We start from the raw sequence: 18,629 nt of genomic DNA on the forward strand, positions 1-18,629 counted from the left end.
CCGTAGCGCACCCGCACCGCACCTTCGTCGCAGGCCCCGGCTCACCGAGCCGGGGCCTGCGCGCGTCCGGACGGCTTCCGGTCACTTTCGTACCGGACGACTGCCTGTTCAGAAGCGCGGTGTGTCCAAAAAATATCCATGGATTCCCGGCTGCCTTCGGAATTTCCCGTTCTCTGCAATAGAGTCACCGAACAAGCGTCAATCGACCGCGTTTCGCGGGGATTAAGGCGGAGGTCCGGTCATGCGTATTCCCGCGCGCTCGGTATGCACGGCGATCCGGGACGACATCGTCGCGGGTGTCTACGAGCGCGGCAGCCGGCTCACCGAAGAACTGCTCGCGCGCCGCTACGGCGTCTCGCGGGTCCCCGTGCGCGAGGCACTGCGCACGCTGGAGGCGGAGGGCTTCGTGATCACCCGCCGGCACGCGGGCGCGTGCGTCGCGGAACCCACGGAGCAGGAGGCCGCCGACCTCCTGGAGATGCGTGTGCTGCTGGAGCCGCTGGGCGCCGCCCGGGCCGCCCAGCGGCGTACGGAGGCCCATCTCAAGGTGCTGCGCGGCCTGGTCAGGCTCGGCCAGGAGCGGGCCAGGCAGGGCAACAGCGAGGACCTGCGCTCGCTCGGCGGCTGGTTCCACGAGACGCTCGCGCAGTCCTCCGGCAGTCCGGCGCTGACCTCGACGCTCGGCCAGCTGCGGCACAAGATCGCTTGGATGTACTCGGTCGAGGCGCCCGCACACCCCGCCGAGTCCTGGACCGAGCACGGGGCCATCGTGGACGCCGTGGCCCGCGGTGACAGCGACCGGGCCAGGGCGATCACGGCGCTGCACACGGAGCGGGCGATGTCCGCGCACCGGCTGCGTTTTCCCGGCGGGGAGCGCGCCGAGCGTGTGAGGACTTCGCAACATCCCGTAAACACAGTGGGCCTGCGGCATTAACAGAAGCGCCGTATACAAAGAGAGATATTCGGCGGGTCCCTATTTTCGGTGCCCTTTTCTTCCGTGTGCCCAAAATTGTGGAGCACGCTATTTCCGTGCGCGCGGGAGCGGGCGGAGACGCGCGGAAATCAAGATGCCGCGCGCAGGAAATGAATGGCCCCGGTTCCGCACGGTCCGGCATGCCCCCGTACACGCAAACGGCGGAGCCGCGTCGCCCGGGGTGTGGGTGACGCGGCTCCGCCGTACGGGATCCGATGGGACCTGTGGATCCGATGGGACCGATGAGGTCCGGGGGACCGGAGGGGGCCCGAGAGACCTGGGGGGTCGTCCGAGGGGACCTGGGGGGTCCGAGGGGACCTGAGGGTCAGACCGTCTCGGGGAGCTCGTCGAGCCCCTCCGCGACCAGCTTCGCCAGGCGGTCGAGCGCGGCGTCCGCGCCCTCGGCGTCGGAGGCCAGGACGATCTCCTCGCCGCCCTGGGCGCCCAGGCCGAGGACCGCGAGCATGGACGCGGCGTTGACGGGGTTGCCGTCGGCCTTGGCGATCGTCACGGGGACGCCGGTGGCCGTGGCCGCCCGGACGAAGATGGAGGCGGGACGGGCGTGCAGGCCCTCGGCCCAGCCGACGTTGACGCGGCGCTCAGCCATGTGATGCTGCCCTTCAGGTGTCAAGGTTGTCTAGACCAGTGTTCCATACGGTGAACAGTGAGGCGTGCCTTGCGCGGGGTGCGCGCCCGGACCGGGCGCGGGGTGCGCGCCCGGACCGGCTCCAGCCCGCAAGGCTGCCCCTGACCCTCAAGGCTGCCCCCGGCCCCAGAACAGCCCCGGGTGCCCAAGACTGCCCCGGGTCCCCGCCCTACGCGAACCCGCCGTTGTCGTACCCGAGTCGTACTCTGGGCCCCATGCAGACCCCGACGGACCGGCACGAGTACCCCGCTCACTGGGAGGCCGACGTCGTGCTGCGCGACGGCGGCACCGCGCGCGTCCGGCCCATCACGGCCGACGACGCGGACCGCCTCGTCAGCTTCTACGAGCAGGTGTCCGCCGAGTCGAAGTACTACCGCTTCTTCGCGCCGTACCCGCGTCTGTCCGCCAAGGACGTCCACCGCTTCACCCACCACGACTTCGTGGACCGGGTGGGACTCGCGGCGACCGTCGGCGGCGAATTCATCGCCACCGTACGGTACGACCGCATCGCCGCGGACGGCCGGCCCGCCTCCGCCCCCGCGGACGAGGCGGAGGTCGCCTTCCTCGTCCAGGACGCCCACCAGGGCCGCGGCGTGGCCTCCGCCCTGCTCGAACATGTCGCGGCCGTCGCCCGTGAGCGCGGCATCCGCCGCTTCGCCGCCGAGGTGCTGCCCGCCAACACCAAGATGATCAAAGTCTTCACGGACGCCGGGTACCAGCAGAAGCGCAGCTTCGAGGACGGCGTCGTACGCCTGGAGTTCGACCTGGAGCCCACCGACCGTTCGCTCGCCGTGCAGCGCGCGCGGGAGCAGCGGGCCGAGGCGCGTTCCGTGGCCCGGCTCCTGGCACCCGGCTCCGTCGCGGTCGTCGGCGCGGGCCGCACACCTGGGGGAGTGGGCCGCAGCATCCTGGACAACCTGCGCGACGCGGGCTTCACCGGGCGCCTGTACGCGGTGAACGGCGCACTTCAGGAGAAGGAGCTGGCCGGCGTCCCGGCTTACCGCTCCGTGCGCGACATCGGCGAGCCCGTCGACCTCGCGGTGATCGCCGTCCCGGCCGAGCGGGTCCCCGAAGCGGTCGCGGAGTGCGGCGAGCACGGGGTGCAGGGGCTCGTCGTGGTCTCCGCGGGGTACGCCGAGAGCGGCCCCGAGGGCAGGGAACGCCAGCGCGAGCTCGTACGCCAGGTGCGGACGTACGGAATGCGGCTGATCGGGCCGAACGCCTTCGGAGTCATCAACACCTCCCCCCGGACCCGGCTCAACGCCTCGCTCGCACCGGAGATGCCACGCACCGGACGCATCGGCCTGTTCGCCCAGTCCGGGGCCATCGGGATCGCGCTGCTGTCCCGGCTGCACCGGCGCGGCGGCGGGGTCACCGGGGTGACGGGCGTGTCGACCTTCGTCTCCTCCGGCAACCGCGCCGACGTGTCCGGCAACGACGTCCTTCAGTACTGGTACGACGACCCGGACACCGACGTCGCGCTCATGTACCTCGAATCGATCGGCAATCCGCGGAAGTTCACCCGCCTCGCCCGGCGTACGGCAGCGGCCAAGCCGCTGGTCGTCGTCCAGGGCGCGCGGCACGGCGGAGCCGCGCCCCAGGGGCACGCGGTACGGGCCACCCGGCTGCCGCACGCCACGGTGTCCGCCCTGCTGCGGCAGGCCGGGGTCATCCGGGTGGACACGATCACGGAGCTGGTCGACGCGGGGCTGCTGCTGGCACGCCAGCCGCTGCCCACGGGCCCGAGGGTGGCCATCCTCGGGAACTCCGAGTCGCTCGGACTGCTGACGTACGACGCGTGTCTCGCCCAGGGGCTGCAACCGCTGCCGCCCCGCGACCTGACGACGGGCGCCTCCGCCGAGGACTTCCGGGCCGCGCTGGCGCACGCCCTGGCCGACGACGCCTGCGACGCCGTCGTGGTCACGGCCATTCCGGCGGTGGGCGAGCGCTCCGCGGCGGACGCCGCGCTGGCGGAGGCCCTCCGGTCGGCCTCGGCGGCGGCTCCCGCCAAGCCGGTCCTCGTGGTGCACGTGGAGCTGGGCGGACTCGCGGAGGCCCTGTCCGCGGCCGCCAGCACCGCACCGACCGGAGGCGCCGCATCGGTCGGCACCCCACCGGACGGCGCCACAGCGGATGCCACCACATCGGTCGGCGCCACACCGGATGCCACCACCCCGGGCGGCACCGCGTCAGCAGCAGCCGGCCCCGCCCCGCAAGCCGCTCCCGTCCTCCCCGAGCCGGTGGAGAGCGCCGAGGCGGACTCCCGGCTCATCCCCGCCTACCCCGCCGCCGAGCGGGCCGTGCGCGCGCTCGCGGAAGCGGTGAAGTACGGCCAGTGGCGGCAGGAGTCCGCCGATCCGGGCCGGGTGCCCGAGTACGAGGACATCGACGAGAAGGGCGCGGCCGACCGGATCAGCCGCCTTCTGGTCGACGGCGAGGGCAGCACCACCGCAACAGCGCCGGACGCGGGACGGACGGAACCGGGTGCGGGACAGACGGAGCCGGGCGCGGTGATGCCTACGACGGAGCCGGGTGCGGTGGTGCCTGCGACGGAAGCGGGCGGCCCGGCCGAGGGCGCGCTCACCCTCGGCCCCGACGACACCTGCGCCCTCCTCGCCCGGTACGGCATCGACGTCCGCCGCGCCCTGCCCGCGCCCACACCCGGGGAGGCCGTCGCCGCGGCGGAGTCCCTCGGCTACCCCGTGGCGCTGAAGACCACCGCCCCCCATCTGCGGCACCGCGCCGACCTGGGTGGCGTCCGCCTCGACCTGGCGGACGAGGAACAACTGCGGCGCGCGTACGCCGAATTGACCAGCCTCTTCGGGGAGCCCGAGGAACTGCGCCCGGTGGTACAGGCCATGGCACCGCGCGGTGTCGACACGGTCGTACGGGCGGTCATCGACCCGGCCGCCGGAGCGGTGCTCTCCTTCGGGCTCGCCGGAGCCGCGTCCGAACTGCTCGGAGACACCGCGCACCGACTGATTCCGGTCACCGACCGAGACGCCGCCTCGCTGGTCCGCTCCATCCGGACCGCACCCCTCCTCTTCGGCTGGCGCGGCTCGGCCCCGGCGGACGTCGCGGCACTGGAGGAACTGTTGCTGCGCCTGTCACGACTCGTCGACGACCACCCGGAGGTCGTCTCCGTGTCCCTGGAACCGGTCGTCGTCGCCCCGCGCGGGCTGAGCGTGCTCGGCGCCTCCGTACGGCTCGCGCCGCCGCCCGCCCGCGACGACCTCGGCCCCCGCACCCTTCCTGTGTACTGAGCGGTGCCTCGCAGTCAGTGCGCCCCCGTAGAATGGACGTATGGCCAAGACCAGTACGACGACCCAGGGGCTGCGAGCGGCGATCGAGCGCAGCGGCTACTACCCGGCCCTCGTGGCCGAGGCGGTGGAGGCCGCGGTAGGGGGCGAGCCCATCCGGTCGTATCTGGTCCACCAGGAGACGACGTTCGACGCGAACGAGGTGCGTCGGCATGTGACGGTGCTCGTTCTCACGGGTAACCGTTTCATCGTGAGCCACACCGACGAGCAGGCGGCGGACAGCACGTCGCCCACGCCGTACGCGACGACGTCCACCGAGTCCGTGAAGCTTGGCCGGATCTCGTCCGTCGTGCTCAGCCGGGTCGTGGCGAACCCCGAGAAGTACGTGGTGGGGACCCTGCCGCGCGAGGTCGTCCTCACCATCGGCTGGGGCGCGGTCGCCCGTATCGACCTGGAGCCCGCGGCCTGCGGCGACTCCAACTGCGAGGCGGACCACGGCTACACCGGCAGCTCGACGGCCGACGACCTGAGCCTGCGCGTCAGTGAGGCCGGCGACGGGCCGGACGCCGTGCGTCAGACGCTCGCCTTCGCGCAGTCGCTCTCCGAGGCGACCGCGGACGTCACCCGCTGATGTCCCAGCAAGTCTGGGACGATCCGGAACCGCTCACCGTCGAATCCGCGCCCGTGCCCGAGTACGGAACGGGGTCGCTCGCCGACCTCCTGCCCACCCTGGCCGCGGGCATGGACGTACCGGACATGACCGCCTCGCTCGGCGAACTGAGCCCCGCCGACCGGAACTGCGTCTTCCTGATCGACGGCCTCGGCTGGGAACAGCTGAAGGCACACCCGGACGAGGCCCCGTTCATGAGCTCCCTGCTGGGCAGCTCGCGCGGCGGCACCGGCCGGCCGATCACGGCGGGCTATCCCGCGACCACCGCCACCTCGCTGGCCTCGGTCGGCACGGGCCTGCCTCCGGGAGCCCACGGACTGCCCGGCTACACCGTGCGGAACCCGGAGACCGGCGAGCTGATGAACCAGCTCCGCTGGATCCCCTGGACCAAGCCGGGCAAGTGGCAGCCGTACCCCACGGTGTTCCAGCTGGCCGACGCGGCGGGCGTGCACACGGCCCAGGTGTCGGCCCCGCACTTCCAGAACACCCCCCTGACCAAGATCGCGCTCAGCGGCGGCACGTTCCACGGCCGGCTGACCGGCGAGGACCGCATGGACATGGCGGCCGAGCAACTGGCCGCGGGGGACCGCTCGCTGGTCTACACGTACTACGCCGAGGTCGACGGCAAGGGACACCGCTTCGGCATCGACTCCGACGCCTGGCGCGGACAGCTCATGTACGTGGACCGGCTGGTCCAGCGCCTGGCCGAGCAACTGCCGCCGCGCGCGGCCCTGTACGTCACGGCCGACCACGGCATGATCGACGTCCCCTTCGACGAGCAGCACCGGATCGACTTCGACGAGGACTGGGAGCTGCGCGCGGGCGTCGCCCTCCTCGGCGGCGAGGGCCGCGCCCGGCATGTGTACGCGGTCCCGGGAGCCGAGTCGGACGTCCTGACCTGCTGGCGCGAGGTGCTCGGCGAGCAGTTCTGGGTGGCCTCGCGCGACGAGGCGATCGCGGCGGGCTGGTTCGGCCCGCACGTCGACGAACGGGTGTACGCGCGCATCGGCGACGTGGTCGCGGCCGCCCGGGACGACGTGCTGATCACCGCGTCCGAGCGGGAGCCGAAGGAGTCGCTGATGGTCGGCAACCACGGCTCGATGACCCCGGCGGAACAACACATTCCACTGCTGGAAGTGCGTTCCTGACCCTCCGCCCGCCGGGCTTCATCACCTGCCCACTCCTGACTTCACCGCTGCCTCGTCCCTGCTGAAAGGTGCTCGACTCCCCATGCCCGAGCTGGTGTTCTTCTCCGGAACCATGGACTGCGGGAAGTCGACGCTGGCTCTGCAGCGAATCTACAATCGGTCCGCACGAGGTCTGCAAGGCGTGATCTTCACACGTGATGATCGGGCGGGAGAGGGAAAGCTCTCCTCGCGGCTCGGCTTGGTGACGGATGCCGTTGAGGCGGCACCGGAGATGGATCTGTACTCCTATGTCGTGGGTCGTATGTCGCAGGGCGACAGGGTCGACTATCTGATCGTGGATGAGGCGCAGTTCCTGGCGTCGGAGCAGGTCGACCAGTTGGCGCGGGTCGTGGACGACCTGGAGCTCGACGTTTTCGCCTTCGGTATCACGACCGACTTCCGGGCCAGGCTCTTCCCTGGCTCGCAGCGGCTGATCGAGCTGGCGGACCGGATAGAGGCACTCCAGGTGGAGGCGATGTGCTGGTGCGGCGCCCGCGCCACGCACAACGCCCGCACCGTGGGTGGTGAGATGGTCGTGGAGGGCGAGCAGATCGTCGTCGGCGATGTGAACCATCCGGCTGCGGAGGTCGGCTACGAGGTGTTGTGCCGACGCCACCATCGTCGCCGTATGACGAGCGCATCCGCCCATGCCGGCGCGCTCTCGCCCGACGTGCTGCCGGTGGCCTCCGACTGAGGCGTGTGGGCCGGGCCGCTGACGCGAACCGTTTGCCTGACGTGGTGCCAGCTCCCAACAGGCCAAGACGTGGAAGAGGCCCGCCGGCGGGCGCGAGGCTCTTGTGGAAGCGCCCCCAGAGTGCGACCGAGCGCATCACTGTCCCCTTCAGTCGGTCTGATGGGGGAGATTCGCGGCGGGCGCGTTCTCCCGGCTCACGCTGGAGGTCCGGGCGCACGACGAGAGCGACACCAGTGCCTGGAAGCGGTTCAAGAACGACGCCGTGCCGGCGGGGTGGACGTCGCGGGCCTGCCGGCCAAGCCCACCGGCATCGGCCTGATGACCGGCTCGGGCACGGTGTGTGCAACGACCGAGTCGAACCCGACGATCGTCTCCGACCCGACCCGACCCGACCCGACCCCGGCCCTGACCGCGACGGCACAGACCGCGGCCGGAGGCGAGAAGGACGCACAGCTGCGCGCCTATCACGACCTCGACCACAAGAACAGTGACAGCACCTGGTCGGACACCACGACTGGCAACGGCGACCTGAGCCCGTCCAGTGCCGTGTGCATCGCGACAGTGGTCTGTGAAGGCGGCGTATTCCTGGCCGGAGCGGAAGCGGTCTTCGTGGCAGGGCTCGGTGCTCACACGGCGGATGCGACCGACGAAGAACGCGAACGCGGCGCCATTCAATTTCTTACCCGAACGGCCAAGAGTGAGGCGAGGAGAATAGCGGCCGGGGCTCTGTGAGGGCGTGGTGCAGGCGGTGGGATACTGAAGGGTGCCAACGATGAATACGCATCATTCTTCGCCAAGCGGAACATGGTGGGATCACTGCCTGTGCTGTACAACGTTCACGAGGCAATGGGAGCTCGCGCTGTGAGGGCGACGGTGAATGATTCCCGGTGCGGAACACTTGACCACATCTACCTGGGCTACCTGACCGACCGTGCGGAGTCGGGACTGCGTGTGGGGTGGAAGGAGGTGCTGCGTGATGCCTGGTACGGAATCCTCGCATGGCTGGCAGTGTGTCTTGTCGTACTGTTTGTCGCAGGTCTTGCGTGGCTCGTCGTTCCCCTTGGTTTGTGGCTCGGTTCCGTGCTTGTTGTGACTTCTGTTCGCCGTGTCATGGGGCATACCATCAAATGTTCTTTGCTCTATGGCGTCCACTGGCCTTTTCAATTGGGCGAGTTGATATGAAATATCAATACCGGATTCTGCTCGACGATTGCGGACGCCGAACTGGTTGGAGGCTTTCTCTGTGGAAAGTAGGGCCGCCTGACGGGCAGGAGCCGTTCCAAGAGGTCTCCTTGGAGGGCGCGTAGTGCCGACGTGTTCTCTGCGGACACCGCGGCCCGGCAGTGCGGGCCCGGCACATGGCAGCCCGGCCCCCAAGGGCCCGGCGCCGCCGCGTACGCGCTCGGCTCAGCGGCTGGTCCGTACCAGTGAGAACGCCGCGCCCTCCAGGTCCGCCACCATGGCGATCCGGCCGTACGGGCTGTCGTGGGCCGGCTTGAGGACGTGGCCGCCGAGTTCGACGACCAGGGCCACCGCCGCGTCCACGTCGACGACCTCGAAGTACGTCATCCAGTGGGCGCCCCGGTCGCGGGGTAGGGCGTTGCCGACGCCGTGGATTCCGGCCACCGGGCGGCCCTTGATGTGCAGGGTGACGTAGTCGGAGTCGGCGGAGACGACGGGCTCCTCCTCGTAGCCGAAGACCGTCTCGTAGAACTTGGCGACACCCGCGGACTCACGGGTGACGAGCTCGTTCCAGGTGGGGGTCCCGGGCACCCCGGCGATGCCCGCACCGAGATGGGCCGCCGCCTGCCAGACGCCGAACACGGCACCCGAGGGGTCCGAGGCGATCGCCAGGCGCCCGGCGTTGTCGGCGACCAGCGGGCCGACGCCGACCGTGCCGCCGCAGTGCCGGACCGTCTCCGCCGTCAGGTCCACGTCGTCCGAGGCGAGGTAGGGCGTCCACGCCACGGGCAGATGGCGGTCCGGTGGGAGCTGGCCGATGCCCGCCACCTCCTGTCCGTCCAGCTGCGCCCGTACATAGGCCCCCAGCTGCTGCGGACCGGGCTGGAACTCCCAGCCGAACAGTTCCCCGTAGAACTCCTGGGTCGCGGCCATCCCGTGCACCATCAGACTCACCCAGCAGGGCGTGCCGGGCGTGTACGCAGAGCCGTTCAGGCCGGCCGACTCCCGTGCCTCGGTCATCGTCACCCTCTCCTCGGCGCCTCGCGGGGCCGCTTCACTTCCGCTGTCGAACCGGGCCTGTCGCCGTCCTTGAGCGCGGCGCCCGGTGCCGATGGTCGCACCACCGGCGGTCGGCCGCGCCACGGCCGGACGGCCCACGGCGCGAGGATGCCCGCATTCCTGTTGCCCATCCGTTTCCCCGCGATTGCCTGAGCATGTCCATCGGCCGTACAGCGTGTGCCCGTTCCTGCACGCCGAGTGGTCGGGTCTGCCCGGCGGAGCACAGTAGCCGGACCTGGACGAAGTGGCCACCCCGTGCGCGAGGATGGTGGCCATGAACGCCATCATCTCCGCATCCCGACTCGCGAGCGACCTGACGGGGCCGAACCCGCCGGTCGTGCTGGACATCCGCTGGCAGCTGGGCGGCCCGAACCTGCGCCACGCCTACGAGGAGGCGCACATTCCGGGGGCCGTCTACGTGGACCTCGACACCGAACTCGCCGGTCCCGCGGGCGCGGCGGGCCGCCACCCGCTGCCGGACCCGGAGGTCTTCGCCGAGGCCATGCGCGCGGCCGGGGTCTCCGCGGACCGTGACGTCATCGTGTACGACGGAGGGCTCGGCTGGGCCGCCGCGCGGGCCTGGTGGCTGTTGCGCTGGACGGGTCACCCGTCGGTGCGTGTGCTTGACGGCGGCCTCGCGGCCTGGAGCGGTCCGGTCGAGAGCGGCCCTGCCGCTCCGGCCGCCGGCACCTTCGTACCGGCTCCGGGGAAGGTGTCCCTGCTCGACGCCGACGGCGCCGCGGCGTTGGCCCGCACGGGTCTGCTGCTCGACGCCCGGGCCGCCGAGCGCTATCGCGGCGACGTCGAGCCGATCGACCGGGTCGGCGGCCACATCCCCGGCGCGGTCTCGGCGCCGACCACCGCGAATGTGGCCGAATCCGGTCGCTTCCTGCCGCCCGCCGAACTCGCCGAGCGCTTCGCGTCCCTGGGCGCCGACGGTTCTTCCGAGGTCGGCGTCTACTGCGGCTCGGGCGTCTCGGGCGCGCACGAGGTCCTCGCGCTGGCGGTCGCGGGCATCCCGGCGGCGCTGTACGTGGGGTCCTGGTCGGAGTGGTCGCGGGACGAGGGGCGCCCGGTCGCTACCGGCCCCGATCCGCAGTAGCACCGGGGGCGCCGGGGGCACCGGCGAACGAGCCGACACGAAAGGGCGAACCCGCAAGGAACGTCGGCTCCGTAGAAGCAGCCGGCCCTGTGAAGAACGTCGGACCCGCAAGGAACATCGGACCCCCAGGAGCAGCCGGACCCGCAAGGAACGTCGGATCCGTAGAAGCACCTGGACCCGTAAGGAAGGCCGGAACGGTGAGGAAGGCCGGGCCGGTGAGGAAGGGTGATCGGGAAAGCAGAGGGCTCGCACCGAGACGGTGCGAGCCCCTGTCACTTCGCCACTTCCTAGTCCTGCTTCTTGCGTCGCGTCCCGAAGACGATCTCGTCCCAGCTCGGCACGGCCGCTCTGCGTCCCGGACGGACGCCGTCCGCCTCGGCCTGCCGGTCGGTGGCGCCGACGAGCCGGTCGCGGTGGCTGGCCACCGAGCGCGGCATGAGCACGTCCGCGTAGGCCGAACCGGCCGAGGCCGCAGGAGCCGGCGGCTCCTCCACCTCCGACTCCGGGACGGGCTGTTCCTCCGCCGCGGAGCGTTCCGTGGCCGAGGTCGCGGAGGCCGTCGAGACGGCGGGTCCTGCCGAGGGCCGCTCGGGCACGACCATGTCGCCGCGGAAGCTGGGCACCGCCTCCAGGAGGCTGGTCAGCGAGTCACGCTCACGCTCGCTGACGCCCTCCTCGATGTCCGGTTCGGACGACGGCGGCAGGCTCGGCCGCTCGATCTGCCGGTCCAAGGCGCGGTCCAGCGGACGGTCGCGGGGCAGCCGCGCGATACGCGGGACGAACGGAAAGCTGGGTTCGGCGGTGCCGAGGTCGTCGGACTCGCCGATCAGCGAGCGCGCCTCGTCGTCGACGGCCTGGACGAGCCGCCGGGGCGGGTCGTACGTCCAGCTCGCGGAGTGCGGTTCGCTCGCCACGCGGTAGACGAGCAGCACCTCCCAGGTGCCGTCGTCGCGGCGCCAGGAGTCCCACTGGACGGTCTCCTTGTCGGCGCCGCGGTGCAGCAGGCGCTCCTGCACGGCCTCGCCGAGCTGGGGGCCGGTCGTCTCGCCGGGGCGGCGGACGGGCGTCTTGCGGGCCCGCTCCGCCATGAAGGCACGTTCGGCGAGGACGGGTCCCTCGAAGCGGCGCACCCGGTCGACGGGGATTCCGGCGAGCTGGGCGACCTCTTCGGCGGATGCTCCCGCGCGTATGCGTGCCTGGATGTCTCGGGGGCGGAGATGGCTCTCCACCTCGATCTCGATCTGGCCGAGGCGGGGACGGTCGCCGCGTACGGCGGCGCGTAGACGCTCGTCAATCGGAAGCGTGTACTCCGTGCTGTCCGCAGCCTTCAGCACCAGCCGTGTGCCGTCGTTGGAGACGGCCACGACACGCAGTTCGGGCATGGGGACCTCCCGGGTGGTGCCTGCCGACGTCACGTGCGTCGCTGCTTCCGCTAGTCGAGTGTGGCCTGCCCGGGTGCAGCCTGCCACAACCTTGCCGAGTTGCCCGGCGTGTCGGACGGTGGCCCGAACTCGCCGTTATGGCACGGTTACCTATTCGCAACGCTAAGTGACGACCCTCATCACCCTGTGCAACGGGCCCCCTCTCGGCGGTCCTGTACGGCTCCGGACACCCTGGCGTGCGTCCGGTCCCAGGGCTCGCAACAGTACTCCATTCGGGCCACTTGCGTGGATCGGCACGCCACCGAACTTCTGTCCGGAGGCGGGAGTTGGCCGCCCGGGGTGACATTCTCGTGATCATGATGAGACTGGTTCTTCACATGATCGCCGGATGTGGAGTGAGTCGCTTCGACCGTACGTCCTGTGCTCGGGCAACCGGTCGGCGCGACGGCTGCTCGTGGTCTGTCCGGGCCGTCAGTCGCCCAGGATCCGCCGCAAGTAGTCGTTGCCGAAGCGCCGTTCCGGGTCGAGGTCGTCCCGCAGGGCGGTGAACTCGCCGAAGCGCGGATAGACATCGGCGAAGTACTCCGCGTCACGGGTGTGCACCTTGCCCCAGTGGGGACGGCCCTCGTGCGCGGTGAAGATCCGCTCGGCGGCGCTGAAGTACGCCTGGTACGGCGTCCCCCTGAACATGTGGACCGCGATGTACGCGCTGTCCCGGCCGGACGCGGTGGAGAGGGTGATGTCGTCCGCGGGGGCCGTTCGCACCTCCACCGGGAAGCTGATGCGCAGAGGCGAACGGTCGACCATGGCCTTCAGTTCGCGCAGTGCCTCGACCAGGGCGGCTCGCGGAACCGCGTATTCCATCTCCGTGAAACGCACCCGGCGCGGAGAAGTGAAGACCTTGTAGGGAATGTCGGTGTAGGTGCGCGCGGACAGGGCGCGGCTGGAGATCCGGGCGATCGAGGGGATCGTGGCGGGGACGGCCCGGCCCACGTAGTTGGCCGCCTGGAAGACCCCGTTCGAGAGGAACTCGTCCTCGTACAGGCCGCGGACGGTACCGACCGGCTTCTCCGGGCCCACGCTGCGGTTGTTGCGCTTGGTGTTGCAGTTGCCGGTGTGGGGGAACCAGTAGAACTCGAAGTGCTCGTTCTCCGTGAACAGTTCGTCGAACGAACCTGTCACTTCGTCGAAGCTCATCGGCTCCTCGCGCGCGGAGAGGAGGAAAAGGGGCTCTACGGAGAAGGTGATCGCGGTGATGATCCCCAGGGCGCCTATTCCGATCCGGGCCGCCGCGAAGACCTCGGGGTTCTCCTTCTCGGAGCAGGAGAGGACCGAGCCGTCGGCGGTCACCAGTTCAAGTCCCGCGATCTGGGCGGCGATCGAGGCGGAGTCGCGGCCGGTGCCGTGCGTGCCGGTGCTGGTCGCGCCCGACACCGTCTGCTCCATGATGTCGCCCATGTTCGTGAGCGACAGGCCCTCGCGGGCCAGGGCGAGGTTGAGGCGCTTGAGCGGTGTGCCGGCCTCCACGGTGACGGTGCCGTTGTCACGGTCGATCCGGCGGATGCCGGTCAACAGCTGAGGGCGGATCAGTACGCCGTCGGTCGCCGCCGCCGCGGTGAAGGAGTGGCCCGTACCGACGGCCTTGACTCTGAGTCCGTCCTCGGCGGCTTGGCGCACGGCGGCGGAGAGTTCCTCGACGGAGGCGGGAGTGACCTCCCGGGCCGGCCGGGCGGTGACGTTCCCGGCCCAGTTACGCCAGGTGCCGCTCTTCGCGCTCACTGTGCTTCTCATGGGTTCCTCCCCGCTGCGGAACCGGCCTGCTGAGCCGGCGATACCCGAGGAAACCCACCGCGACCGCGACAGCCCCGGCCGCGACCGGGACCCCGTACCCGGCCCGCGCCCCGGCTGCGTCGATCACCCAGCCGGACAGGGAGGAACCGAGCGCTACCCCGACCGCGAGCCCGGTGCTCACCCATGTCATGCCCTCGGTCAGTTTCGCGCGTGGTACGTGCAGTTCGACGAGGGCCATCGTCGTGATCATCGTCGGTGCGATGGACAGGCCCGCAACGAACAGCGCCACAGCCAGGAACGGCAAGTTTCCGACCAGTAGCAGAGGGATCATACTCACGGCCATGGCGCAGATGCCCAGTACCCACCTGCGGGCGGGCGCCCCCGAGAAGCGCAGCAGCCCGAAGACGGCCCCGGCCACGCAGGAGCCGGCCGCGTAGACGGCCAGGACGACGCTCGCCGCGCCCTTGTGGCCCTCCTCGTCGGCGAAGGCCACGGTGACCACGTCGACCGCGCCGAAGATCGCGCCGGTCGCCACGAAGGTGGCCACCAGGACCTGCAGTCCGGCGGAGCGCAGCGCCGAGCCGCCCGTGTGGTGGCCGCGGGGATGCGGAGGCGGCTCGGTGGCGCGCTGGGACGTCAGCCAGAAGACGCCGGCCGCCAGGAAGAGGGCCGCGAGCAGTGGCCCGGCCTCCGGGAACCACACCGTGCACAGGCCGATGGAGATGATCGGCCCGAAGATGAAGCAGATCTCGTCGATGACGGACTCGAAGGCGTACGCGGTGTGGAGTTCGGGCCTGCCCCGGTAGATGAGTGCCCAGCGCGCCCTGGTCATCGCGCCGACGCTCGGTACGCAGCCGATGCCGGCCGAACAGAGGAACAGCACCCAGTCCGGCCCGTCGAAGTGGGTGGTCAGCAGGAGCCCGGCGGACGCGGTGAGCGCGAACAGGGTGGCGGGCCGCAGTACCCGCCGCTGCCCGTACCGGTCCACCAGACGGGAGATCTGGGGCCCGAGCACCGCCGCGGACAGCGCGATCGTCGCCGAGAGGGCGCCCGCGAGCCCGTACCGCCCGGTGACCTGGGAGATCATCGTGACCACGCCGATGCCCATCATCGACAGCGGCATCCGGCCGAGGAGGCCCGCGGCGGTGAAACTCCTGGAGCCGGGTGCCGCGAACAGGGCGCGGTAGGGGCTGAGCACGGGTGGTCTCCGGTGAGGGTCCGGTAAGGCGTGAATCCGACGAATACAGCTTACGAGCCAGGTGACCCTAACCCATCCGGGGACGTCCCCGGCCACCGCGTCCACCTGCCGTTCGGCCCCCCGCCGATGCCCGGCTGTCGGAGGCGGGTGGCAGGATCGAGGTATGCGAGACGCGCTCGATGCCACTCCCTACGACGCCCTGCTCCTGCTCTCCTTCGGCGGCCCCGAGGGCCCCGACGAAGTGGTCCCGTTCCTGGAGAACGTGACCCGGGGCCGGGGCATCCCCAAGGAACGCCTCAAGGAGGTGGGGCAGCACTACTTCCTGTTCGGCGGGGTCAGCCCGATCAACGACCAGAACCGCGCCCTGCTGGACGCCCTGCGCAAGGACTTCGCGGAGCACGGCCTGGACCTGCCCGTGTACTGGGGCAACCGGAACTGGGGCCCGTACCTGACCGACACCCTGCGGGAGATGACCGCCGACGGCCGCCGCCGCGTCCTGGTGCTGGCCACGAGCGCGTACGCCTCGTACTCGGGCTGCCGGCAGTACCGCGAGGACCTGGCCGGGGCCCTGGCGACCCTGGAGGGCGAGGGGCTGCGGCCACCACGGATCGACAAGCTCCGCCACTACTTCAACCACCCCGGCTTCGTGGAGCCGATGACCGAGGGCGTGCTGAAGTCCCTCGCCGAGCTTCCCGAGGACGTCCGCGCGAGCGCGCACATCGCCTTCACGACGCACTCGATCCCGACATCCGCGGCGGACACCTCCGGACCGGTGGAGGGCCACGGCGACGGCGGGGCGTACGTACGGCAGCACCTGGACGTAGCCCGGCTCGTCGCCGACGCCGTGCGCGAGCGGACCGGGACCGAGCACCCCTGGCGGCTCGTCTACCAGTCGCGCTCGGGAGCCCCGCACATCCCGTGGCTGGAGCCGGACATCTGCGACCACCTGGAGGAGCTGCACACGGCCGGCGTCCCCGCGGTCGTGATGGCGCCCATCGGGTTCGTCTCGGACCACATGGAGGTCCTGTACGACCTCGACACGGAGGCCACGGCGAAGGCCGCGGAGCTGGGGCTGCCGGTGCGCCGCTCGGCCACCGTGGGCGCCGACCCGCGGTTCACCGCCGCGATCCGCGACCTCGTCGTGGAGCGGGCCGCGACCGAGAACGGCAGAGACGTTTCGCCCTGCGCCCTCGGCGCTCTCGGCCCGAGCCACGACCTCTGCCCCGCGGGCTGCTGCCCGGCCCGCGCCCCCAAGCCCGCCGCCGCGGGCGCCGACAGCCCGTACGTATGAGGAGCCCCGTGACCGCCACAGCGAACGACGAGCTGAAGGCCGAGCTGCTGGAGATCGCGCTCGACGCGGCCCACCGGGCGGGCGCCTTCCTGAGGGACGGCCGCCCCGACGACCTGGGTGTGGCGGCGACCAAGTCCAGCGCCGTCGACGTCGTCACCGAGATGGACATCGCCTCCGAGAAACTGATCACCGGTCTGCTGGCCGACGCCAGGCCGGACGACGGCGTACTGGGGGAGGAGGGCGCCGACATCAAGGGCAGCAGCGGCGTCCAGTGGGTGATCGACCCGATCGACGGTACGGTCAACTATCTGTACGGGCTACCCAGTTGGGCCGTGTCCATCGCGGCCCGCAAGGACGGCGAGACGCTCGTCGGGGTCGTGCACGCCCCGATGCGCGCGGAGACCTACCGGGCCGTCCTGGGCGGCGGCGCCTTCGTCGGCGACCGCCCCGCGCGCGTGCGGCCCGCCCCCGACCTCGGGCTGGCCCTCGTCGGCACCGGCTTCGGCTATCTCGCGGACCGCAGGACCCGGCAGGCCGAGGTGGTCGGGCAGCTGATCGCCCAGGTCCGCGACATCCGCCGCGGCGGATCGGCGGCCATCGACCTGTGCGACGTGGCGACGGGCCGTCTGGACGCGTACTACGAGAGGGGACTCAACCCCTGGGACTACGCCGCGGGCGACCTGATCGCCCGGGAGGCGGGCGCGCTGACCGGCGGACGCCCCGGAGAGCCCCTGTCGACCGACCTGACCGTCGCGGCCCCGCCCGGCCTCTTCGAGACCCTCCAGTCCCGGCTCGACGAACTCGGCGCCTGGCACGACTGACACCGCGCGGCCGGTACCGCGTGACGTGACCTGTCACCGCGACCCGCACCGCGTGACGCACGACCGAGCGGGGCCCCGGGCTGGATCTGCCGGGGCCCCGCTCCTGTCACGAAATGGGTCAGACGTGTGACACGCCGACCTGCACACCGTGCTCCGCGGCAAGGCGGTGCAGGTCGTCGAGTTCCGCCTGCTCGACCTCCGCGAGGAAGTCGTCGCCGGTCTCGCGAGCCATCGTCAGGTCGGACTCGGTCGCCCTTATGCGCTGCAGAAGTCCTGCGGTGAATGCGTCCATGCTGCGCCCCCTCGTCCTGGGTCGTGGGTCGGTGATGGCACGGGGGTGTGCCGTTCGGAAGGGGCGATCACGTCTCCAGGGATGCCCGGCGCTGCCCAGCCGGGCGGCGTCAGTGCCGGACACCCACGCCCGCTCTGCGGAAGCGGACCATGACGTACCGCCGGGTGGTGCGGCACGAGCAGAGCGTGATCGCGGGGTGTAAAGCCGTCCTCCCCTCGCTCCCTTTCACGGAAACCTCAACCTCCCGAGAAAATCTGGCATTCCCCGCTCCTGAACCCGTCTTACAGCCGACTTATGGCCGAAAAGGGCAGGATGGAGTCCCACCCTCCCTGCTCTCGGCTGCGTTCGAGCGGGAGGACCCCATCGGACCCCGCCCGTGTGCGCCGAGAAGTCGCCGCGCGGGCGGACACAGGAAGGACAAGCGACGTGCGCGTACTCGTCGTCGAGGACGAGCAGCTGCTCGCCGATGCGGTGGCCACCGGACTGCGCCGGGAGGCCATGGCCGTCGACGTCGTGTACGACGGCGCGGCCGCCCTGGAGCGCATCGGCGTCAACGACTACGACGTGGTCGTCCTCGACCGTGACCTCCCGCTCGTGCACGGCGACGACGTCTGCCGGAAGATCGTCGAGCTGGGCATGCCGACCCGTGTGCTGATGCTCACCGCCTCCGGAGACGTCAGCGACCGGGTCGAGGGCCTGGAGATCGGCGCCGACGACTACCTCCCCAAGCCGTTCGCTTTCAGCGAGCTGACGGCACGCGTGCGTGCACTCGGCCGGCGTACGAGCCTGCCGCTGCCGCCCGTCCTGGAGCGCGCCGGGATCAAGCTCGACCCCAACCGCCGCGAGGTCTTCCGCGACGGCAAGGAGGTCCAGCTCGCGCCCAAGGAGTTCGCCGTGCTGGAGGTCCTGCTGCGCAGCGAGGGCGCGGTCGTCTCCGCCGAGCAGCTCCTGGAGAAGGCCTGGGACGAGAACACCGACCCGTTCACCAACGTCGTGCGGGTCACGGTGATGACCCTGCGCCGCAAGCTCGGAGAGCCGCCGGTCATCGTCACCGTGCCCGGCTCCGGATACCGGATCTGAC

At 71.0% G+C, this 18,629-nt stretch carries 15 protein-coding genes and 1 pseudogene; 10 read left to right on the forward strand and 6 right to left on the reverse strand.

Annotation, left to right across the window (positions count from 1 at the left end):
- Positions 1-241 precede the first annotated feature (241 nt).
- The gene (locus tag C6Y14_RS38230; protein WP_107021508.1) at positions 242-934 is read left to right on the forward strand and encodes a GntR family transcriptional regulator; all 693 of its coding nucleotides are present in this window, start codon (positions 242-244) and stop codon (positions 932-934) included.
- A gap of 364 nt (positions 935-1,298) precedes the next feature.
- On the opposite strand, the gene C6Y14_RS38235 is transcribed toward C6Y14_RS38230, so the two are convergent.
- Complete coding sequence (locus tag C6Y14_RS38235; RefSeq protein ID WP_107021509.1) at positions 1,299-1,580, reverse strand: HPr family phosphocarrier protein; 282 nt, start codon at positions 1,578-1,580, stop codon at positions 1,299-1,301.
- 254 nt (positions 1,581-1,834) lie between these two features.
- On the opposite strand from C6Y14_RS38235, the gene C6Y14_RS38240 reads away from it, so the two are divergent.
- The 5 genes and pseudogenes from C6Y14_RS38240 to C6Y14_RS45960 form a co-directional block, all read left to right on the forward strand.
- On the forward strand, positions 1,835-4,882 hold the full coding sequence (locus C6Y14_RS38240) for a bifunctional acetate--CoA ligase family protein/GNAT family N-acetyltransferase (RefSeq protein ID WP_107021510.1): 3,048 nt from the start codon (positions 1,835-1,837) through the stop codon (positions 4,880-4,882).
- 40 nt (positions 4,883-4,922) lie between these two features.
- The gene (locus C6Y14_RS38245; protein ID WP_107021511.1) at positions 4,923-5,510 is read left to right on the forward strand and encodes a DUF5998 family protein; all 588 of its coding nucleotides are present in this window, start codon (positions 4,923-4,925) and stop codon (positions 5,508-5,510) included.
- On the forward strand, positions 5,510-6,697 hold the full coding sequence (locus C6Y14_RS38250; RefSeq protein ID WP_107021512.1) for an alkaline phosphatase family protein: 1,188 nt from the start codon (positions 5,510-5,512) through the stop codon (positions 6,695-6,697). Before C6Y14_RS38245 ends, C6Y14_RS38250 begins: the two co-directional genes overlap by 1 nt.
- Before the next feature lie 82 nt (positions 6,698-6,779).
- Entirely contained in the window at positions 6,780-7,430 is a 651-nt protein-coding gene (locus tag C6Y14_RS38255; RefSeq protein WP_107021513.1) for a thymidine kinase, read from the forward strand.
- Positions 7,431-7,599: 169 nt separating this feature from the next.
- Positions 7,600-7,973: pseudogene (locus tag C6Y14_RS45960) on the forward strand (LamG domain protein jellyroll fold domain protein); the annotation flags it as partial.
- Between the two features lie 864 nt (positions 7,974-8,837).
- On the opposite strand, the gene C6Y14_RS38265 reads toward C6Y14_RS45960, so the two are convergent.
- Positions 8,838-9,632: a VOC family protein gene (locus C6Y14_RS38265; RefSeq protein WP_107021514.1), complete on the reverse strand. Its 795-nt coding sequence runs from the start codon at positions 9,630-9,632 to the stop codon at positions 8,838-8,840.
- A 313-nt stretch (positions 9,633-9,945) separates the two neighbouring features.
- Between C6Y14_RS38265 and C6Y14_RS38270 the strand changes: the two genes are divergently transcribed.
- A complete protein-coding gene (locus C6Y14_RS38270; RefSeq protein WP_107021515.1) occupies positions 9,946-10,773 on the forward strand; it encodes a sulfurtransferase in 828 nt (275 codons plus the stop codon).
- Positions 10,774-11,060: 287 nt separating this feature from the next.
- Here the strand turns inward: C6Y14_RS38270 and sepH are convergent, their stop codons facing one another.
- From sepH to C6Y14_RS38285, 3 genes are all read right to left on the reverse strand, one after another.
- Positions 11,061-12,155, reverse strand: coding sequence for a septation protein SepH (gene sepH / locus C6Y14_RS38275; protein WP_107021516.1), 1,095 nt, complete (start codon positions 12,153-12,155; stop codon positions 11,061-11,063).
- Positions 12,156-12,626: 471 nt separating this feature from the next.
- Positions 12,627-13,946, reverse strand: coding sequence for a D-arabinono-1,4-lactone oxidase (locus C6Y14_RS38280; protein ID WP_107021517.1), 1,320 nt, complete (start codon positions 13,944-13,946; stop codon positions 12,627-12,629).
- Positions 13,906-15,144, reverse strand: a complete 1,239-nt coding sequence (locus tag C6Y14_RS38285) for an MFS transporter (RefSeq protein ID WP_107021518.1) — start codon at positions 15,142-15,144, stop codon at positions 13,906-13,908. The genes C6Y14_RS38280 and C6Y14_RS38285 overlap by 41 nt, the downstream gene beginning before the upstream one ends.
- Before the next feature lie 163 nt (positions 15,145-15,307).
- On the opposite strand from C6Y14_RS38285, the gene C6Y14_RS38290 reads away from it, so the two are divergent.
- Together C6Y14_RS38290 and C6Y14_RS38295 are read left to right on the forward strand one after the other, a co-directional pair.
- Entirely contained in the window at positions 15,308-16,435 is a 1,128-nt protein-coding gene (locus tag C6Y14_RS38290; RefSeq protein ID WP_107021519.1) for a ferrochelatase, read from the forward strand.
- Positions 16,432-17,256, forward strand: a complete 825-nt coding sequence (locus tag C6Y14_RS38295) for an inositol monophosphatase family protein (RefSeq protein WP_107021520.1) — start codon at positions 16,432-16,434, stop codon at positions 17,254-17,256. The genes C6Y14_RS38290 and C6Y14_RS38295 overlap by 4 nt, the downstream gene beginning before the upstream one ends.
- 118 nt (positions 17,257-17,374) lie before the next feature.
- On the opposite strand, the gene C6Y14_RS44685 is transcribed toward C6Y14_RS38295, so the two are convergent.
- The gene (locus tag C6Y14_RS44685; RefSeq protein WP_169801958.1) at positions 17,375-17,548 is read right to left on the reverse strand and encodes a hypothetical protein; all 174 of its coding nucleotides are present in this window, start codon (positions 17,546-17,548) and stop codon (positions 17,375-17,377) included.
- Between the two features lie 426 nt (positions 17,549-17,974).
- Here C6Y14_RS44685 and C6Y14_RS38300 point away from each other — a divergent pair, with 426 nt between their 5' ends.
- Positions 17,975-18,628, forward strand: a complete 654-nt coding sequence (locus C6Y14_RS38300) for a response regulator transcription factor (RefSeq protein WP_006380516.1) — start codon at positions 17,975-17,977, stop codon at positions 18,626-18,628.
- The last annotated feature ends 1 nt before the right edge of the window (position 18,629 follow it).

The sequence above is a fragment of the Streptomyces dioscori genome (assembly GCF_003024195.1).
Taxonomy (GTDB): Bacteria; Actinomycetota; Actinomycetes; order Streptomycetales; family Streptomycetaceae; genus Streptomyces; species Streptomyces dioscori.

What these genes read in the sequence shown, in the direction of transcription:
- C6Y14_RS38290 (WP_107021519.1), top strand. Translation starts at nt 15,308, where the DNA reads ATGCGAGACGCGCTCGATGCCACTCCCTACGACGCCCTGCTCCTGCTC.
- C6Y14_RS38255 (WP_107021513.1), top strand. Translation starts at nt 6,780, where the DNA reads ATGCCCGAGCTGGTGTTCTTCTCCGGAACCATGGACTGCGGGAAGTCG.
- C6Y14_RS38230 (WP_107021508.1), top strand. Translation starts at nt 242, where the DNA reads ATGCGTATTCCCGCGCGCTCGGTATGCACGGCGATCCGGGACGACATC.
- C6Y14_RS38280 (WP_107021517.1), bottom strand. Translation starts at nt 13,946, where the DNA reads ATGAGAAGCACAGTGAGCGCGAAGAGCGGCACCTGGCGTAACTGGGCC.
- C6Y14_RS38235 (WP_107021509.1), bottom strand. Translation starts at nt 1,580, where the DNA reads ATGGCTGAGCGCCGCGTCAACGTCGGCTGGGCCGAGGGCCTGCACGCC.
- C6Y14_RS38265 (WP_107021514.1), bottom strand. Translation starts at nt 9,632, where the DNA reads ATGACCGAGGCACGGGAGTCGGCCGGCCTGAACGGCTCTGCGTACACG.
- C6Y14_RS38250 (WP_107021512.1), top strand. Translation starts at nt 5,510, where the DNA reads ATGTCCCAGCAAGTCTGGGACGATCCGGAACCGCTCACCGTCGAATCC.
- C6Y14_RS38245 (WP_107021511.1), top strand. Translation starts at nt 4,923, where the DNA reads ATGGCCAAGACCAGTACGACGACCCAGGGGCTGCGAGCGGCGATCGAG.
- sepH (WP_107021516.1), bottom strand. Translation starts at nt 12,155, where the DNA reads ATGCCCGAACTGCGTGTCGTGGCCGTCTCCAACGACGGCACACGGCTG.
- C6Y14_RS38240 (WP_107021510.1), top strand. Translation starts at nt 1,835, where the DNA reads ATGCAGACCCCGACGGACCGGCACGAGTACCCCGCTCACTGGGAGGCC.
- C6Y14_RS38270 (WP_107021515.1), top strand. Translation starts at nt 9,946, where the DNA reads ATGAACGCCATCATCTCCGCATCCCGACTCGCGAGCGACCTGACGGGG.
- C6Y14_RS44685 (WP_169801958.1), bottom strand. Translation starts at nt 17,548, where the DNA reads ATGGACGCATTCACCGCAGGACTTCTGCAGCGCATAAGGGCGACCGAG.
- C6Y14_RS38295 (WP_107021520.1), top strand. Translation starts at nt 16,432, where the DNA reads ATGAGGAGCCCCGTGACCGCCACAGCGAACGACGAGCTGAAGGCCGAG.